The 15,159-nt window shown below is 52.3% G+C and carries 16 protein-coding genes and 1 pseudogene; 3 read left to right on the top strand and 14 right to left on the bottom strand.

What is annotated here, in order from left to right:
• Window positions 1-13: 13 nt before the first annotated feature.
• Together PHP98_04040 and PHP98_04035 are read left to right on the top strand one after the other, a co-directional pair.
• On the top strand, window positions 14-1,264 hold the full coding sequence (locus PHP98_04040; protein ID MDD5482804.1) for a glycosyltransferase: 1,251 nt from the start codon (window positions 14-16) through the stop codon (window positions 1,262-1,264).
• Entirely contained in the window at window positions 1,251-2,540 is a 1,290-nt protein-coding gene (locus PHP98_04035) for a hypothetical protein (protein ID MDD5482803.1), read from the top strand. Before PHP98_04040 ends, PHP98_04035 begins: the two co-directional genes overlap by 14 nt.
• 126 nt (window positions 2,541-2,666) lie before the next feature.
• Here PHP98_04035 and PHP98_04030 read toward each other — a convergent pair whose 3' ends face one another.
• The 9 genes from PHP98_04030 to PHP98_03990 form a co-directional block, all read right to left on the bottom strand.
• Window positions 2,667-2,867 (bottom strand): choice-of-anchor Q domain-containing protein, encoded by a 201-nt coding sequence (locus PHP98_04030; GenBank protein ID MDD5482802.1) that lies wholly within the window; start codon window positions 2,865-2,867, stop codon window positions 2,667-2,669.
• Window positions 2,864-3,823: a hypothetical protein gene (locus tag PHP98_04025; GenBank protein MDD5482801.1), complete on the bottom strand. Its 960-nt coding sequence runs from the start codon at window positions 3,821-3,823 to the stop codon at window positions 2,864-2,866. Before PHP98_04025 ends, PHP98_04030 begins: the two co-directional genes overlap by 4 nt.
• A gap of 2 nt (window positions 3,824-3,825) precedes the next feature.
• Complete coding sequence (locus tag PHP98_04020) at window positions 3,826-4,041, bottom strand: type II toxin-antitoxin system HicA family toxin (protein ID MDD5482800.1); 216 nt, start codon at window positions 4,039-4,041, stop codon at window positions 3,826-3,828.
• Window positions 4,042-4,064: 23 nt separating this feature from the next.
• Entirely contained in the window at window positions 4,065-4,271 is a 207-nt protein-coding gene (locus PHP98_04015; GenBank protein ID MDD5482799.1) for a type II toxin-antitoxin system HicB family antitoxin, read from the bottom strand.
• Between the two features lie 110 nt (window positions 4,272-4,381).
• Entirely contained in the window at window positions 4,382-5,851 is a 1,470-nt protein-coding gene (locus PHP98_04010) for a trimethylamine methyltransferase family protein (protein ID MDD5482798.1), read from the bottom strand.
• 6 nt (window positions 5,852-5,857) lie between these two features.
• A complete protein-coding gene (locus tag PHP98_04005; GenBank protein ID MDD5482797.1) occupies window positions 5,858-7,489 on the bottom strand; it encodes a hypothetical protein in 1,632 nt (543 codons plus the stop codon).
• 48 nt (window positions 7,490-7,537) lie between these two features.
• Entirely contained in the window at window positions 7,538-8,437 is a 900-nt protein-coding gene (locus PHP98_04000; GenBank protein ID MDD5482796.1) for a hypothetical protein, read from the bottom strand.
• A gap of 73 nt (window positions 8,438-8,510) precedes the next feature.
• Entirely contained in the window at window positions 8,511-9,896 is a 1,386-nt protein-coding gene (locus tag PHP98_03995; GenBank protein ID MDD5482795.1) for a hypothetical protein, read from the bottom strand.
• A complete protein-coding gene (locus tag PHP98_03990; GenBank protein ID MDD5482794.1) occupies window positions 9,893-10,657 on the bottom strand; it encodes a PIG-L family deacetylase in 765 nt (254 codons plus the stop codon). The genes PHP98_03995 and PHP98_03990 overlap by 4 nt, the downstream gene beginning before the upstream one ends.
• Before the next feature lie 307 nt (window positions 10,658-10,964).
• On the opposite strand from PHP98_03990, the gene PHP98_03985 reads away from it, so the two are divergent.
• Entirely contained in the window at window positions 10,965-11,897 is a 933-nt protein-coding gene (locus PHP98_03985; protein ID MDD5482793.1) for a helix-turn-helix transcriptional regulator, read from the top strand.
• 102 nt (window positions 11,898-11,999) lie between these two features.
• Here PHP98_03985 and PHP98_03980 read toward each other — a convergent pair.
• The 5 genes and pseudogenes from PHP98_03980 to PHP98_03960 form a co-directional block, all read right to left on the bottom strand.
• A pseudogene (locus PHP98_03980) lies at window positions 12,000-12,389 on the bottom strand (PIN domain-containing protein).
• Entirely contained in the window at window positions 12,386-12,586 is a 201-nt protein-coding gene (locus PHP98_03975; protein ID MDD5482792.1) for a type II toxin-antitoxin system VapB family antitoxin, read from the bottom strand. Before PHP98_03975 ends, PHP98_03980 begins: the two are co-directional and overlap by 4 nt.
• An 82-nt stretch (window positions 12,587-12,668) precedes the next feature.
• A complete protein-coding gene (locus PHP98_03970) occupies window positions 12,669-13,628 on the bottom strand; it encodes an ABC transporter ATP-binding protein (GenBank protein ID MDD5482791.1) in 960 nt (319 codons plus the stop codon).
• Window positions 13,610-14,578: an ABC transporter ATP-binding protein gene (locus tag PHP98_03965; GenBank protein MDD5482790.1), complete on the bottom strand. Its 969-nt coding sequence runs from the start codon at window positions 14,576-14,578 to the stop codon at window positions 13,610-13,612. The genes PHP98_03970 and PHP98_03965 overlap by 19 nt, the downstream gene beginning before the upstream one ends.
• Window positions 14,575-15,159: HAD-IA family hydrolase (locus PHP98_03960; protein MDD5482789.1), on the bottom strand; the 585-nt coding region annotated here is incomplete at its 5' end. The genes PHP98_03965 and PHP98_03960, both read right to left, overlap by 4 nt.

Below are 15,159 nucleotides of genomic sequence, written 5' to 3'. Positions count from 1 at the left end.
AGGCAGTAAAAAAATGCAACCTGATGATCTGTCCATCTTAATCATCTGCCCACGCGCTCACTTCAAAGGTCATTTTTGGAACAGCACAAAAGATATAGCCAATGCTCTGACTAAAAAGGGCGTTTTATACCATATTGTCATGCTTACCGCTGAAAACATGAAAACTGATCCGATATATATGCCGCATACCACATGCGTCTTTAAAAAAACCCCCTTCTGGTTCCGCGCGATCAATCCGGCAACCACCAAACAACAGTATAAATCACTGCAATCTTTTGAACATTTCTGGGACTTGGCACTTTCGTCGTTTGTCTGTTCAATCCGCGCTTTTTTTATGTTAAAGCACAGAAAATACTCCGGAGTTTATTTTAGCGATGGATTCAGTCCAATCAGCATTCTATTTGCCTTGTTGCGTCATACTGTTGTTTTACATCAATGCTGCACTTCTTATTTTCTTCCCAATTCAGGCTTAAAGCAAAAAATTTTAAGCTTGATGCAGCGATGGCTTACCTTTCAGGCCTTAAAAACAAACCGGATTTATTTCATTTTTGAAAACAAGCACACACAGGAAAACGACAGCGTAAACGGCTTGGGAAAATCTGCCGTTCATATTCCGGAGGCAATAACCGTACAGGACGTTTTGCCAGAAAAAAAGGCCTGCCGACGATGTCTTAACATCAAAGAAGACCAAGTCATTTTCCTTTTTTTTGGCGCACACCGTCTGTCAAAGGATTACGACACAGCGTTTAATGCCGCCCGTCAAATATTTCCTTCGCCATGTTTGCTTTTTGCCGGCCCAGTTGTTGATAATAATCCGCAAATCATTGCGAAAAAATATAATTATAATTCCGTTTTATTTTTTAATCAATTCGTTCCACATGAAGATGTTAAATATTACTTTTGCGCATCCGATGTCGTAGTTCTACCTTATGTGCCGGGAACAAATGATATTGGAGGTTCGAGCGTTTTTTTTCTGGCATGCCAATATAACCGACCGGTTATCACCACCTATTCTCCGTTTTTTAACGATTTGTTCGCGCATTATGACGTTGGATTTCAATATCATAATGCAAACGTCAAAAAGCTTGCGCAATGTATGCGTAATTTTCTTGAAATGAACAGCGATAAAAAAAAGCAGATTGAGACAGGACTGGACAGGATTAGAAGAGATTTTTCCTGGGATAACATGATAGCAAAATATTTGGATATTTTGAAAGTTCCGCTAAAAACATTAGAAAAACCAATATGCAATGAACAGTCTTAAAAAACATACGATAGGCATTGTAATTCTAATTATTGCTTTTCTTGTCCTGCTGGTCTTCCATCCCCTGCTCGGGCCGGGGAATGTCCTTTTTTCCACGGACGACAACCTCGGCGACGTTTCCCGAAACAAATCCCTGCTGAATTTTTTCGCCGGCCGCTGGTACGATACGCCGCTCTTCGGTTTCGGCGGCGGAAGAAACCTGTTTACATGGACCAATTTTTGTTTTTACATCCTTCCGGCAATTGCCTTCAAAAACTGGTTTCAAGCCGTTAACCTGGCCGGCGCTTCCCTGTTTCTGGCAATGTTCCTCCGTGAACGAAAACTCGGCCTGCCGGCGCAGATTTTGGCGGCTCTGACCGCCTTCTGGCTGGGCTCAAATTTTACCCTCATTTACGCCGGCCATATTTTAAAATACGCCACCATGTTCCTGGCCATGGTTTCGCTCTGGAGCCTTGACCGCGCCATTCAACAGCGCAGTTTTTTATGGTCGTTCGTTACCGGGGGAACGATTGGATTCATGATGCTGGAACAGCAGGACGTGGCCTTGTTCATTGGCATCTTTCTGGCCGCCTTCGCGCTTTATGAGTTTTACCGTTTTGAGAAATTCAATCTGCCGCTCTTTCTCAGAATTTTCGCGCCCATGGCGCTCTGTGCCCTGATGATCGGCGGACCGAACGCCCTGTCGGTCTACGCCGCCAATGTCGGCGGCGCTAAAAAATCAGAAGCCCAGACAACGCCGGACGAGCGCGAATCGCCGGCGCAGCAATGGGAGTTTGCCACGCAATGGAGCTGGCCGCCGGAGGAATGCGTTGATTTCATCGCGCCGGGTTACACGGGCTGGCGCTCAGGCGAGCCGGAAGGCCCCTATTGGGGGCGGATGGGGCGTTCCGCCGGCTGGGAAAGAACCGGGCAGGGGTTCATGAATTTCAAGCTGGAAAATCATTACCTCGGCGCCATCCCGGTTTTCCTGGCGCTTTTCGCAATCGCTGCCGCGCTGGTCCGGCAACAAGCAAATGCCCATTCAATATTGAACCCTTCAGACGGAAACCGTGCGGAGATTATTTTCTGGGCCGGTGCGGCCGCGGTTGCGCTTCTGCTGTCCTTCGGCAAATATTTTCCGCTTTACTATCTTTTCTACCAATTGCCGCTGGTAAACTCCATCCGCAACCCGAACAAGTTCCTGCATGTTTTCCAGATAGCCCTTGGAATTCTGGCAGCCTATGGACTGGACATCATCATCAAAAGAAAAATTGCAGCCATCAACGTTAATTCCTGAATAAGGGCGGTTTACCATGTCATACACCCGGCCAGTTCCAGCGAAAACCTCTGCGGCGCAAAGCCATCCGGGCTGGGATCACATACCTGGCGTTGCCGGGGTGGACATGAAGTAAGTTCGCCCGGTTCAGCGGACGCCGTAGCACGTGCCGGCGTGAATGCGCTCATAGGCGCCCATGTCCACCCGGCCGTAGCGGATGCGCGTACGGCCGTCCAGGTCAACCGCGTTCGTCATCCAGTCCCGGTTGTCGCCCGCGTTCACGCAGGGTGAACCGGCCGCCAACCGGTAATCCCCGGCATCAAAATTCTTGAAACGCGGATCAGTCACAATGATCCCCGCCCCGGTAAAGCCGGGGTTGGTCCCGACGCACGAATATTGGAGATTGTCGGCATTGACTCCGGAAGCGTCAAACACGTCGTCCGTTCCCCCCGCTCCGTTGGAATAAATAATGCAGGAAGAGTATTATCCACACAGACGGCATAGGTTACGGCATTAGGCCGCATATAAAGAGCCCCGTAAGTTACACGCCTGGTATTGTATGAAATCATTTTACAAGAATAAACAAACACACCGCCGCCAAATGATTCACCTTGGGTAAAAATTCTATTATTACTGACAATACAATCGGATATAAAACATCCCCCTCCCTTGGCATAAATTCCACCGCCGGCGCCGGCGACCCCGGTTGAAAGATTAGTTACCGTATTGCCGTTCACCCGGCAGGCCGTAACCGTGCCGCCATCCCGCAAATAAATGCCACCGCCCCCCGCTTCGCTCACGCCGGACGGCACAAAGACTTTATTATTACACACAATACAATTGCTCACAATTCCGGAACGCAACTGCACTCCTCCGCCATAACCCAGGGAGGCGCCGTTGGAAAAGGTGAAACCGTGGACAAACGACGGCGCATTGGTCACGAAAAGACAACGGTTATTGGTGGTCGCTTCCGGTGTTCCGGGCATATATCCGCCGTTGACAATTGTTACATCCGGCCCGTTGGGGCTTCGCAGGTTAATGACAAAGGTGTTGGTAATTTCTATCTGATTGGTGAGCACATACACTCCATTGGAGACCCAGACCGTATCGTTAGCAGTATCGGCCACATCCACCGCCCATTGAATCTGCGTGGCGGCGATTGACCAATCGGTATAAACCCCGCCGTGGCCGACGGCGATCGTCCCCGGCTCAACCACGTAGCGATCCGCGGCCTGCAGGACAAAAACACCGGACCAGAGCAAGGCAACGTACAAAACCAAAACACGCTTGATGAAATGAAGCATTCTCACCTCTGGTTTATCTTTCGGTTAACTGAAGAACACGGCTTTAGTTCTTCGATCCCGGCCATTTTCAATATTGCGCGGCACAGTCCCGGTTTCAGGCTTTGATTACCGTGCACCGGCACGGTTATTATCCAGCGTTCGCCGGGTTTCGAGTAGATATGATGACTGCCTTTTATCCGGCGCAAGGACCACCCCTGATGTTCAAGCAACCGGCACATGTCCTTTCCGGAATAGACCCGGTTCACACCAGCACCTCGTCAAGTTTCACGCTGGCTTCAGGCTTTCTGCCTTCATCCTGCATGACTTCCAGGTAGCCTTCAATGGCCTCGCGCATGTTGGCCTTGAGTTCATCAAGCGTTTCGCCCTGCGATACGCAGCCGGGAAGCTCCGGGGCTTCAGCCCAGTATCCGCCGTTAATATCCTCATGTATTACGATCATGTATTTCATAATGGCAGTATAGTCTTTAACCAGGTTCAATGGCAACTGTTTTTTCAAGCGTCTTAACAACAGATCGGGGACAGCCCTTAAATATTAAATTTAAGAGCATTCTGATTTTATCATATTGCCAATTGCGTCCGCGCGTTACGCACGATATCATCCAATTCATTTGCGACCTTGCCGTTCAGCGGCAAAGACTCATATCCGGCAAGCGTTTTAGCCTTGAATTCAGCACATCTTTGCTCCATCGTCTTTGCGCCGGAATCCATCCAGGCCTGGTAATATTGCCGGTCCAGCAGGCGCGGGAAATGCAACTCCCTGCGGAAATGTTCCGCCGTATGGTCGCGGTCAATAAATGTCCCACCCGGGCCGACTGCCTCAATTTCCTTCAAGCCGACGGCATCATCCGTGAAATCAACTTCCCGCATCATGCTTTCCGCGTATGCAATGACCTGGCACTGGAAAACCAGCATGTCAAGAGAAGTTGCCTGATCCACGCCACAAATGCCCATGTGCCCGAAAATATCCGCGCCGGCCGCCGCCCCCATCGCCAAAGTGATGCCGGCCTCCAGACCGGCCTGTCCATCGGGACGTTTGGAATCCGTCAAACCGACGTTGATATAAACCGGCAGGCCGTAAAATTTGCCCATCTGGGTCATGGCCGCGCCAAAAATCGCCTGTTCCGGCCCGCCGAAGATCATCTGGGTTGTGCCCATGTCAAACGCATGGCAAATGCCGCCGTAACAGACCGGCATGCCCGGCCGGACCAACTGGGTGATGCAGATTCCCGCCAGGATTTCCGCATTTTCCAAGGCCATGGTCCCGGCCAGCGTGGCCGGGGCGGAAACCCCCATCTGCGCCATGGGGCCGATGGGCACGGGCAGGTTCAAGCGGGCGGTTTCAAACAACAGGTCAATCCCGTCAAATGGAAAGCGCAGGGGACTGATCGGCTCCAGGAACGGATAACACAGCGGTTTTTCCGCCGCCCGTTTTTCATCACCCCGCAAGGCAATCAGCATTTCAATAATATACTTTGCGGAAGCCCGATCATGGAACCAGAAGGTAATTGGCTTAGTGGTGTTCTTGATCATGGTTGCCGCGACTTCCACGCAGCGATATGCCGATGGTATCTCGTGCGGGTCCGCCATGGCGCCGACAATCGTCAATTCGTCCAGCGCGTCGCCCAATCTGGCTGCCGTTGCCACATCCTGCAAAGTCGCATAACGCCGCTGTCCGCCGACCGTATCCAGCCATGATGCTTCCCCGGCAATGCTGTTGTAATTCCGTTTCCCCTGGCCGAAGCGGGCAGTTTTGCCTGGATCGCGACCGTATAACGTAAAACTTTTCCCGGCCGTATTCAACATACTGCTGACGAATTCCGGCGGAATACGGACGCGTTTCTTTTCCCAATCAACTTTTGCGCCGGAATCCGCAAACCTTTGCAGTATTTCGTCATGCGGCACTTCCACGCCGACTCTTTCCAAAATGGCCAGGGAGGACAAATTGATTTTATCTATTTGTTTTTTGGACAGCATTTCTGTTTTCATGATTTTTTCCCATACCTCGTTATGCGTTATGTCCTCCGGCAATATGCGTCAAAAACCAAACTGACGCTTTATTTTTTGATCTTCACTGGAGCTTTTCGGACAAATAAACAGGAACTGTCCGCCACCCGGGCGGACAGATATGGAGAACATGTCATTTTCATCCATGGCGATGAAATCACCGGTTGCCAAGTCAACACATTTCATATCCCTCATTAACAAGGCGCATTCCAAATATTGTTCGCGCACGAAAGGTTTATAATCCACGAGGTTGCCATTATCATCAATTCTGAACCGGTCATGTTCAGACAGCATAAATGGCGAACGCCCTTTACACCATTTTCCCACCGAGGTGTTCACAATCATAATCACTCGTCCCTGGTAGCCGGGTATGCGGAAAGACCGCCAGACAGCGTCAGGATTCCTGATCTTGAACGGCGGGCTGACAGGTTCTTCCATCCGGACAATCTCGTGCCCAAGCGAATTGCCAACAAGAGGGGCAATCTCCTTCATCATGGAACGGATCAGCTTGCCATATCGTTGGATTTCAGAAGCAAACTCCGCATATTCGTCCAGTTGGGGAGATCCCTTGCCATCCCAACCTGTAATAGACACAAGGCTATCCTTCCTTTCAATGCGTTTTTTACGGTTTATTTCTTCAACTCCAGGCCCCCAATACCATACGGCAACCGATTTTGCGCCTTCCATCACGGAGAGCCAGCTCATGGCGCGCACACAATTTGCCGGCGGCGTGTAATATTTCCAGAATCGAAACAGATCCGGTTCCTCCCTGTTCCACCCCTGATTCTTTTTCTCCGCCAATCGGATCACCATTTCAGTCAACTCTTGGCGGCGGCTATCCGTGATTGTTTCGGGATAGAACTGCGAACGAAGCTTTTCTTCAGAAGTAAACATCTCAAGAGGACTGGGGTTGAATATCGCCTGGAATTCGGCGTTTTGTTGAACTGCATGTTGATAATAAAAATCCAACTGGGTATGATACCATTTTAAGGCGGAAGCCGGAGTTGCCCGATTGTTTCCCCCTGCGCCGCATTCCCACCAAAAGCCGTAGCGATCCGCCCCGGCAATTTGCGGATAGGGCGGTGTTTTCAGAAAATGATTAACATATGTGAGATGCAACGGCGCGTCAGGAACTTCTTTTAATATGCCTTGATAATACTGCGTAAGCAACGGGAACATCTTCTCGTTGGGTTCCTCCTTTACGCTGAATGCAATGACGGCGGGATGATCCTTGTATTTTCTGATGAAAGGCATGGCGCGTTCAAGCAGAGAGTTAATCTGGGAATCGGGGCGAAAGTAGGCGAAATTAAGTTGTGGAACCATCGCGATATGACGAGTCGTGCAAAGCTCAAGCAGGTTATCCCAATCATGGTCGTCCGGTAAGCCAATATACAAATAGTTAAACCCCAAATCAGCGATGCGATTGATTGCTTCATCCAAATCACGAACCGTTGGGTCTGTAGATTGCTTGAAGTGGTACGGGTAAATATAAAAACCGACTGGAAATTGCCGTCCCAGATAACGGTCAAATCGTTCATGGCGAACCAGGCAATTAGTGGTTGCCATGGAATCCTCTGGGGCGTTCTTTATATCTTCTCCCGGCCCTGCAATTGGAGTTGTCAAAATAATACAGAGCACCGAACATTGAAATAAGGAACGCATAATGAACCTCCTGTTTGTCTCGATATTTTCCTTTCGCTGATAACACTCTCATTTGGCCGAAAGAAAAGGGGCAAAATGAACGTCCTTGATTTTTTCGTATAACGCCTTAACTTCCTCCGGCGTTTGGGCGGAAAACACCGCCATTTTGTATTCCAAGGCATCGTATTTTTTTACATTTTTTGTTTCATATCCCCAGAAAAGACGGTTGGGACCGCTGAGGCAAAACCTGGTGGGCGCAAAAGAGATGATCCCCAGGCCTTTCTTTTCTTCCGCCGGATTGCCGGCGGCGAGCTTTATCCAGATCCAGTTTCCCTTGAAAAGGGTATGCCATTTCTTTTCCGTCTGATCAACCGATTGGACGGCGCTGTCCGGACCGGCGTAGCACAAGATATCGCTGATATAATTTCCATAGCAGAGTTTCTGCGGCGGCTCCGCCGGATTGACAATCCGCTGGTAAACAAAAAGACAGGGAATGTCTTTCCTGACGGTCAGATTGACTTCCAGGCAATAGACCACGACATCCTCTTTTTCATGATACCACCGTCCGTTTTTAATTTTCAGATATACCGTTTTTTCGTCCGCGGCATCTTTGACCACCTGCATTTTTTTGATATTTTTGGCATCAAAATGAGTCCATTTCTTGTAGCTGAAATCCTGCAGGTTGGAGTTCAGGGTGTTCTCCGGTTTTTCGGCGGCCGGGGCAATATGGAGCCATCCCGGAATTTCCGATTTGCTGTCAGCGTCAAACTGCTGGCCGCCGGATGCCAGGATAACGAGGTTATCCTGCTGCCGGACCCCAAAATCTGCGGCAGAAACAAACTGCCGCGCCGGCGAAATGCTGGATGATGTGAGAATATTCGTTTTCATGGCGTTTTTTTCAACCGCGACAACCGCCGCCGGAATTCCTATCAACGACACAATAATATTCGCAATAATTGTCCGGATCATGGCTTTTTCTGTTTTCCTCCTGTTTTTATGCGGCCCCGGCAGCGTATCGTATCAGATTCTTGCGCTTTACGCGTCACGAGGAACGCTTCACACCCTTATAAAACTGCGGCAGCAAATCCCTGGAAGCTTTCAACAATTCATCCAGCATTTTCCCGGCCTTATCGGGCCAGATGGCCATTTCATCCGACATTAACGCCTGTAACGCAATTTGGCGGTCGCCCTTGACGGCGGCATCGGCCACCAATTCCTGCCACACAAACCGCTTTTCCAATATGCCTTTCAACACCAGCGGCGCCTCGCCGACGTGGATGGGGCGCACGCCGTATGAATCCGTTACCGCTTCCGTTTCAATTTCGGCGCTGAACGGCAGATTGGAAACAGCGCCCTGGTTGGCAATGTTTGCGATGCAGACTTCACGTCTTCCATGGGCAATGGCGCTGATCATGCCCGCCAAGCCTTCCCCGGCAATTGAATCGGATGATTGTTTTGGCAATGGAATTTTATCCAAAGCGGCCTGATATTTTTTCATAAACTCCGCACGAACATTTGTCGCTGATGCTTCCACGTCGCGGATTGCGCCCGCTTCCCCATTGAATTTCCGGTCACTCTCGGCGAGACCTTCCGGCAAATCATCCCTGCCGCGCGGAACATGGGCCAGGAAAGGATAAAACTCAATGACATGGTCATCTTCGGGATAAACGATCTGATAGCCGTAAATTCCGGATAATTGCGCGCTCAATACGCCTCCCTTTTCCGGAGGTTGGACCGCAATCCGTTTCATCAGTTCAGGATACACGTCTTTTCCATTGTGCCTGATTTGGGTGAACCAGTAGTAATGGTTGGTCCCGATCCAGACACATTCCAATTCCCGCGCCGGTATCCCAAGAATTTTCGCCGCATGCCCAATCCCGGCCTGCACGCCATGACACAATCCGATGATGGTTATTCGGGTATATTTCCGCATTGCACGGCACAAGACCGCCATGGGATTGGAATGGTTGATCAGAATTGCGCGGGGACAGCGCTTTTCCATCTCCCGGCAAATCACCAGATAGGCGGGTATTGAGCGAAAAGCCATCATCATGCCGGCCGGACCGCAGGTGTCGCCCACGATTTGATTGATCCCGTATTTCCGCGGAATTGAAATATCGGCCTCATGATAGGTTGAGCAATACACCTCCGTGGTGATTTCAGCGCCGCTCCCGCCGATTGAGGTAACCACAAAATCCGCAGAATCCAGCGCTTTCCCAAGGCTTGACACGGCCCGGATGGTCAGGGTTGCGCCGGCCGGGCGGACGTAATCCTGTCCTTTTTTTGCCATACGCACGGCCTTTTCCTCGTCAAGATCATAAAGAACAATTTCCGAGCCGGAAAGGTCTTTCCTCCACGCCAGGTCGCCCAATACCCGCAGAAAATAAAGACTGCCACCGCCCAAACAAGCTATTTTCAATGATTTCATGAACAGATCATTTCCTCCAATTGACTCTTCTTGCCGACTAATTTGGACACATAGACCGATTCATATGCTTCCGCAAATCTACAACCACATTGCGTACCCCGGTAGACGGAAAGCGCCAGCTTGACTTCGCCGTAATGCCAGAGTTTTACTTCCTCTTCCTGATCGCCCAGGCATATGCGGCTCCGCATTTCGGCGCTATGTCCTCCGTAAATTTCGCGTCCAAAATAATCAATATTTTCAACCGTCGGCCGGATAACGTCGCCGATATCAATATATGTGTCAGGATTAAAAGGCGAGCGCGGATAAACCTCATACGCATACATCTCCCCGGCGTAAGACGTGCGAATACCGCCCAAAACCGTCGCGGCTGTTCCAATGGCATACTGAACGATTTCTCCCACGACCGCATGATCCGCCGGCCCCGGCTCGCGTTCCCGCCTGCTATGAAAAAGAACCACGTCCGGTTTGACGTCCACGGCGATCCGCGCCACTCGCCGGATTGTATCCAGCGTGTTCGGGATTGATTGATATCCATAACCAAGCAGATGTTTTTCCACTCCCATGGCCTTGGCCTTATCCATTACCCTGGATTTGACCTCATCTTCCCGGCCTTTGGTGGAACACCAGGTGGAGTAATCACTGCAGAAAACCACGAGAACCACCTGATGCCCCTTTGCCAGCGCCTTGCAAATCAATCCGCCGGCGCCGATCTCGCAATCATCCATGTGCGCGCCGAAAACCAGCAGTGTTTTTTTTGCCATTTTTCCCTCCTCCTTAACTGAAAGGCTTTTTACCAAATCATGAAATAGGCCGCCAAAGGCGGCAATTGCATTTGATCGATGGAAGGAGCCGCATCCCTATGCGGCGATTCCGATACATCGCCGAACAGGGGTTCGGCTCCTACCTTGATTGCGCGCTTTTTTGCGGCAAGATTGAAATTCCTATGCTTTGAATTTATCTTTTTCTGATCAGAACTGTACCAGAAGAATCTTGCAATTCAAGCCGTCCAGCGTGTATTATCTGCCGTAAAAAATTGTATAGAACAAGAAGAATGGCAGAGCGGCAACCATGAAACAAACTGTTCAGCCGTTGCATATCAACCGGATGAACGTGCCGGTTACCCCGGATGAGCCCATTATCGCCTTTTGCACAAAATATCTGCATCCCCAGAAACGCCTTATTTACGACATGCATTTCGCGCTGGAACTGGGCATTGTTTTGCGCGGCCGGATGGAACGGCGTTGCCGGCAGCGGAAAGAAATTCTGAAACCGGGCCAAATATGGCTGTGCGGGGTCTGGGAACCGCATGGCTGGGCCATCCTTGAGACGCCGTGCGAAGTGGCGGTTTTCGTCATCCGGCCGGCCGCGCTGATGGAAATGGCCTGTCCGGAAGCGCCGCATTTTGACTGGCTGGCGCCGTTCATCGCCAACATTAAAGACCGGCCGCGCATCCATGATTTCCTTCGGCGGCCGGTGATTGCCCTCGGGAAACGCATGGCGGCGGCGGTTAAAGCGCAAAACGCGCAGGACGCCGCGAAAAATCCGGAAATCAGGGAACGCGCAAGATTGAAACTGCGCGTCTGCCTCATGGAGACACTGCTGATGCTGACAGAGAAGTGGCGGCCGCCATCAGGCAATCCGCGCCCTTCCACGCTTTATGACCGGATCAATCGCGTCGTTGAGTTAGTGTTTCATCAACGCCGGTTTATCACGGCGGCTGAGGCGGCCAAAGCCTGCGGCATGGCTTACGATTCTTTCTGTGAGGCGTTTCGTGAAGTCATGGGCTTGAATTTTGGCGATTTTGTCATGAGCAACCGCATGGACGGCGCGCGCAATCAACTGCTGGCCACGCCGGATCCCATCAAGAAAATCGCCGCGGATTGGGGTTTTGTGGATCACAGCCACTTTCATCACGCGTTTTTGCGCCATTACGGATGCAAGCCATCCGTTTATAGAAAGCAAATTTTGGGCAATAATCGCCGGCAAAATGACAGCGGCTGAAGTGGCCGTCGGCCACTTTTTTCATCTCCGGGGCTTCTTTTCAGCCAGCCGGCCTGCTTTCCAAACGGCGCGCTGTTGCCCAACTTCCTTCCTGACTGAATGCAGAACTATCGGGAGACACCTGGCAAAAAGAGAAAAGTCCTGATCGGTCGTGAAAATGGAAAAATCACGTCTTACAGTCACAGAACAAATCAGGAAATCCGTATTTGAGCCTTGGATGCCTTTTGACCGGCACAGGTTAAAGCATTTGGCCGCGGTTATGTAGTCTTCGGTCTGAATACTTACATCCGGGAAAGCCGCGAGATGCGATTCAAGACGTTCAAACTGGGATTGCTCCCTGACTCCGGAAAGAATTTCCTGCCGGATGGGGCCCATGATCTCAACCAGATGCTCCGTAATAAGCTGGCGGAGTTCCTGCGCCTCAGGACACCGGTGCTGTTCCGTGCGGCGCAAAGCAAGCGACCAGATGCTTGTATCAACCAGGACTCTCATCCCCTTGCCCTTTGCCGTTTATAGTCATAGCCAGGGTCAATATCCACTCCGCCAAACAGAGCAAGAATTTTTCCCTGTCGCAGATGATGGATATAGTTTGTTAATGCTTGATTTACGGCCGCCTTTTTCGTCCTGTGACCGCCAAGTTTTACCGCCTGCCGAATTAACCGGTTATCAAGTTGTAAATTCGTTGCCATATTGATCAATCACCTCCACACATAGAATGACACAATCTAATGTGTATATGCAATCTTTTTCTGATATGGGAAGTTGGCAATGTTACCCCGCAAAATGACAGCGGCTGAAGTGGCTTTTACCGGATTTTTTCATCTCCGGCGGTTTTTCCGTGCAAATCCGGCCAGCCAGCGGACAGCGCGGGCAAAAAGGACAGCCGCCGGAGCGCGTTGACAACGGCGGCATTTCCCCTTCAGGCGCCGGCCGTCCGGAACCCTGTCCGGACCCGGCCAGGGCACGGTCTATATCGGGAACCGCCTCAAGCAGGGCGCGCGTATAAGGATGGGCGGGACGGGCATAGACTTCCTCCGTCACGCCCGCTTCCATTATCCGGCCGCGGTACATCACGTAAACGCGCGCGCACATGTAGCGCACCACGGCGAGATCATGGGCGATAAAAAGAAACGAGAATTTTTTTTCTTCCCGCAGATCCTTCAGCAGGTTCAGGATCTGGGCCTGGATGGAGACATCCAGCGCCGAAACCGGCTCGTCGGCGATGATGAATTCGGGATTGACGGCCAGCGCCCGGGCAATGCCGATGCGCTGGCGCTGGCCGCCGCTGAATTCATGCGGGTAACGGGCGGCGTGTTTGCCCTGTAAACCCACCGTCCGCAGAAGCTCCCCCACCCGCTCCCGCCGCTCCGCGGGCGGGCAGATGCCGTGCACGGCCAGGCATTCCGCCAAAGCCGCGCCGACCGAAAGACGAGGATTGAGCGACCCGTACGGATCCTGAAAAACCATCTGCATCTTGCGGCGATAGGCGAAAAGCTCCCGGCCGCACAATTTCAGCGCGTCTGCGCCGCCATACCAGACCGCCCCGCCCGCGGCCGGCACGAGGCGCAGGACGGCCGCGGCCAGCGTGCTCTTCCCGCAGCCGCTCTCGCCGACCAGCCCGACGCTCTCGCCCTTTTTCACTGCCAGCGAAACATTGTCCAGCGCCCGGAGCTTCCGGCCGCGGCCAAGGGAAAATTCCACCGACAGATTATTTATTTCCAGTAATGACATTTTACGGCGTGTGTTTCCGAAACATTTTCCTCCTCCGGCTCGTTTTGCCGGCAGATTTCCCCGGCCAGCGGACAACGGGGATGAAATTTGCAGCCCGTGGGAAGCGCGGACGGGTCGGGCACCGTTCCGGGAATGCCCGGCATCCGTTTCACGGCGGCGCGCAGGCGCGGCACCGCCGAAAGCAAGCCGCGCGTGTAGGGATGTTTGGGTTCCCGCAACAGCTCTGCCGTCAGCCCCCGTTCAATAATACGGCCGGCATACATGACGTTCACGCGCCGCGCCAGTCCGGCGACAATGCCGAGGTTATGGGTGATCAGCAGAACCGCCATGCCCAGCTCTTTCTGCAGGCGCGCCAGCAGGTCAAGAATCTGCGCCTGGACTGTAACATCCAGCGCGGTGGTGGGCTCGTCGGCCACGAGCAGTTTCGGGCGGCAGGCCAACGCCATGGCAATCATGACACGCTGCTGCATGCCGCCGCTCAATTCATGCGGATAGGAACGCAGGCGATGGCGCGCGTCGGCAATGCCGACCATATCCAGCAGGCGTTGCGCCTCCTCGCGGACATCCAAACCGCGCCGGTGCAAACGCAGGGCCTCGGCAATCTGGTAACCGACGGTAAAGACCGGGTTCAAAGAACTGGAAGGATCCTGAAAAACGTATGACATCTCGGCTCCGCGCAGTTTCCGCAGTCCGGCCTGATCCAGGCGGCCGATGTTTCGGCCGGCAAAAAATATTTCCCCCCCGGCAAAATAACCCGGCGCGGGAAGCAGGCGCGCCAGCGCCAGCGCGGTTATGGTTTTACCGCTGCCGCTTTCGCCGACGATCGCCGCGGTTTCGCCGTCGGTTACATTGAAACTGACGCCATCCACGGCGCGAATCGGCTCATGGCGCGTGCGGAAATAAACCTTCAATCCGTTGACCGCCAATAATATTTCGTCCCTTTTTATCACTTTGTGCCTTCTGCTTTTGTCCCTTTGTGCCTATCAAAGAAAATCCCCCGCAATTCATCCAGCCGCCGGACCGTGAAATCGGCGGGCGGTTCCGGCCATTTGGCGGTATGGGCGCTTTCCAGGAAAACGGTCAGGGCCCCGGCCTTCCGGCCGGCCTGAATGTCATAAATATAATCGCCGACCATCATCATTTCATCCGGCGCGGCGCCGAACATGCGGCCGGCGGCAAGCACTCCGTCCGGGTGCGGTTTCAGCTTCAAATCGTGCTCGCGGGTGATGACAACGGAAAAATCCTCAAGCCGCACGCGGCGGAAACTTTTCAGGGCGGTTTTGACCGAGTCAAGGCTGTTGCGGGTCAGAATGCCCAGTTTCAGTTTACGGCGTTTGAGGTAAAGCAATGTTTCTTCGGCGGCCTCGTTCGGTTCCGCCATTTCGGCGGCTTTTCTTTCGTGCGCGGCAAGCACGGCACGCGCTTTTTTCTGTTCCTTTTCCGATGAAAGCCCGACGATGAATTCAAGAATCGTTGAATTATCGGGGCACCCGATCGCCCGCTTGATCGCGATGAAATCAAGCAAGCCCGG

The organism is Kiritimatiellia bacterium, assembly GCA_028715905.1.
Taxonomy (GTDB): domain Bacteria; phylum Verrucomicrobiota; class Kiritimatiellia; order JAAZAB01; family JAAZAB01; genus JAQUQV01.
Note: the sequence above shows the minus strand (reverse complement) of the source record. Positions and strands in the feature narration are given on the sequence as shown.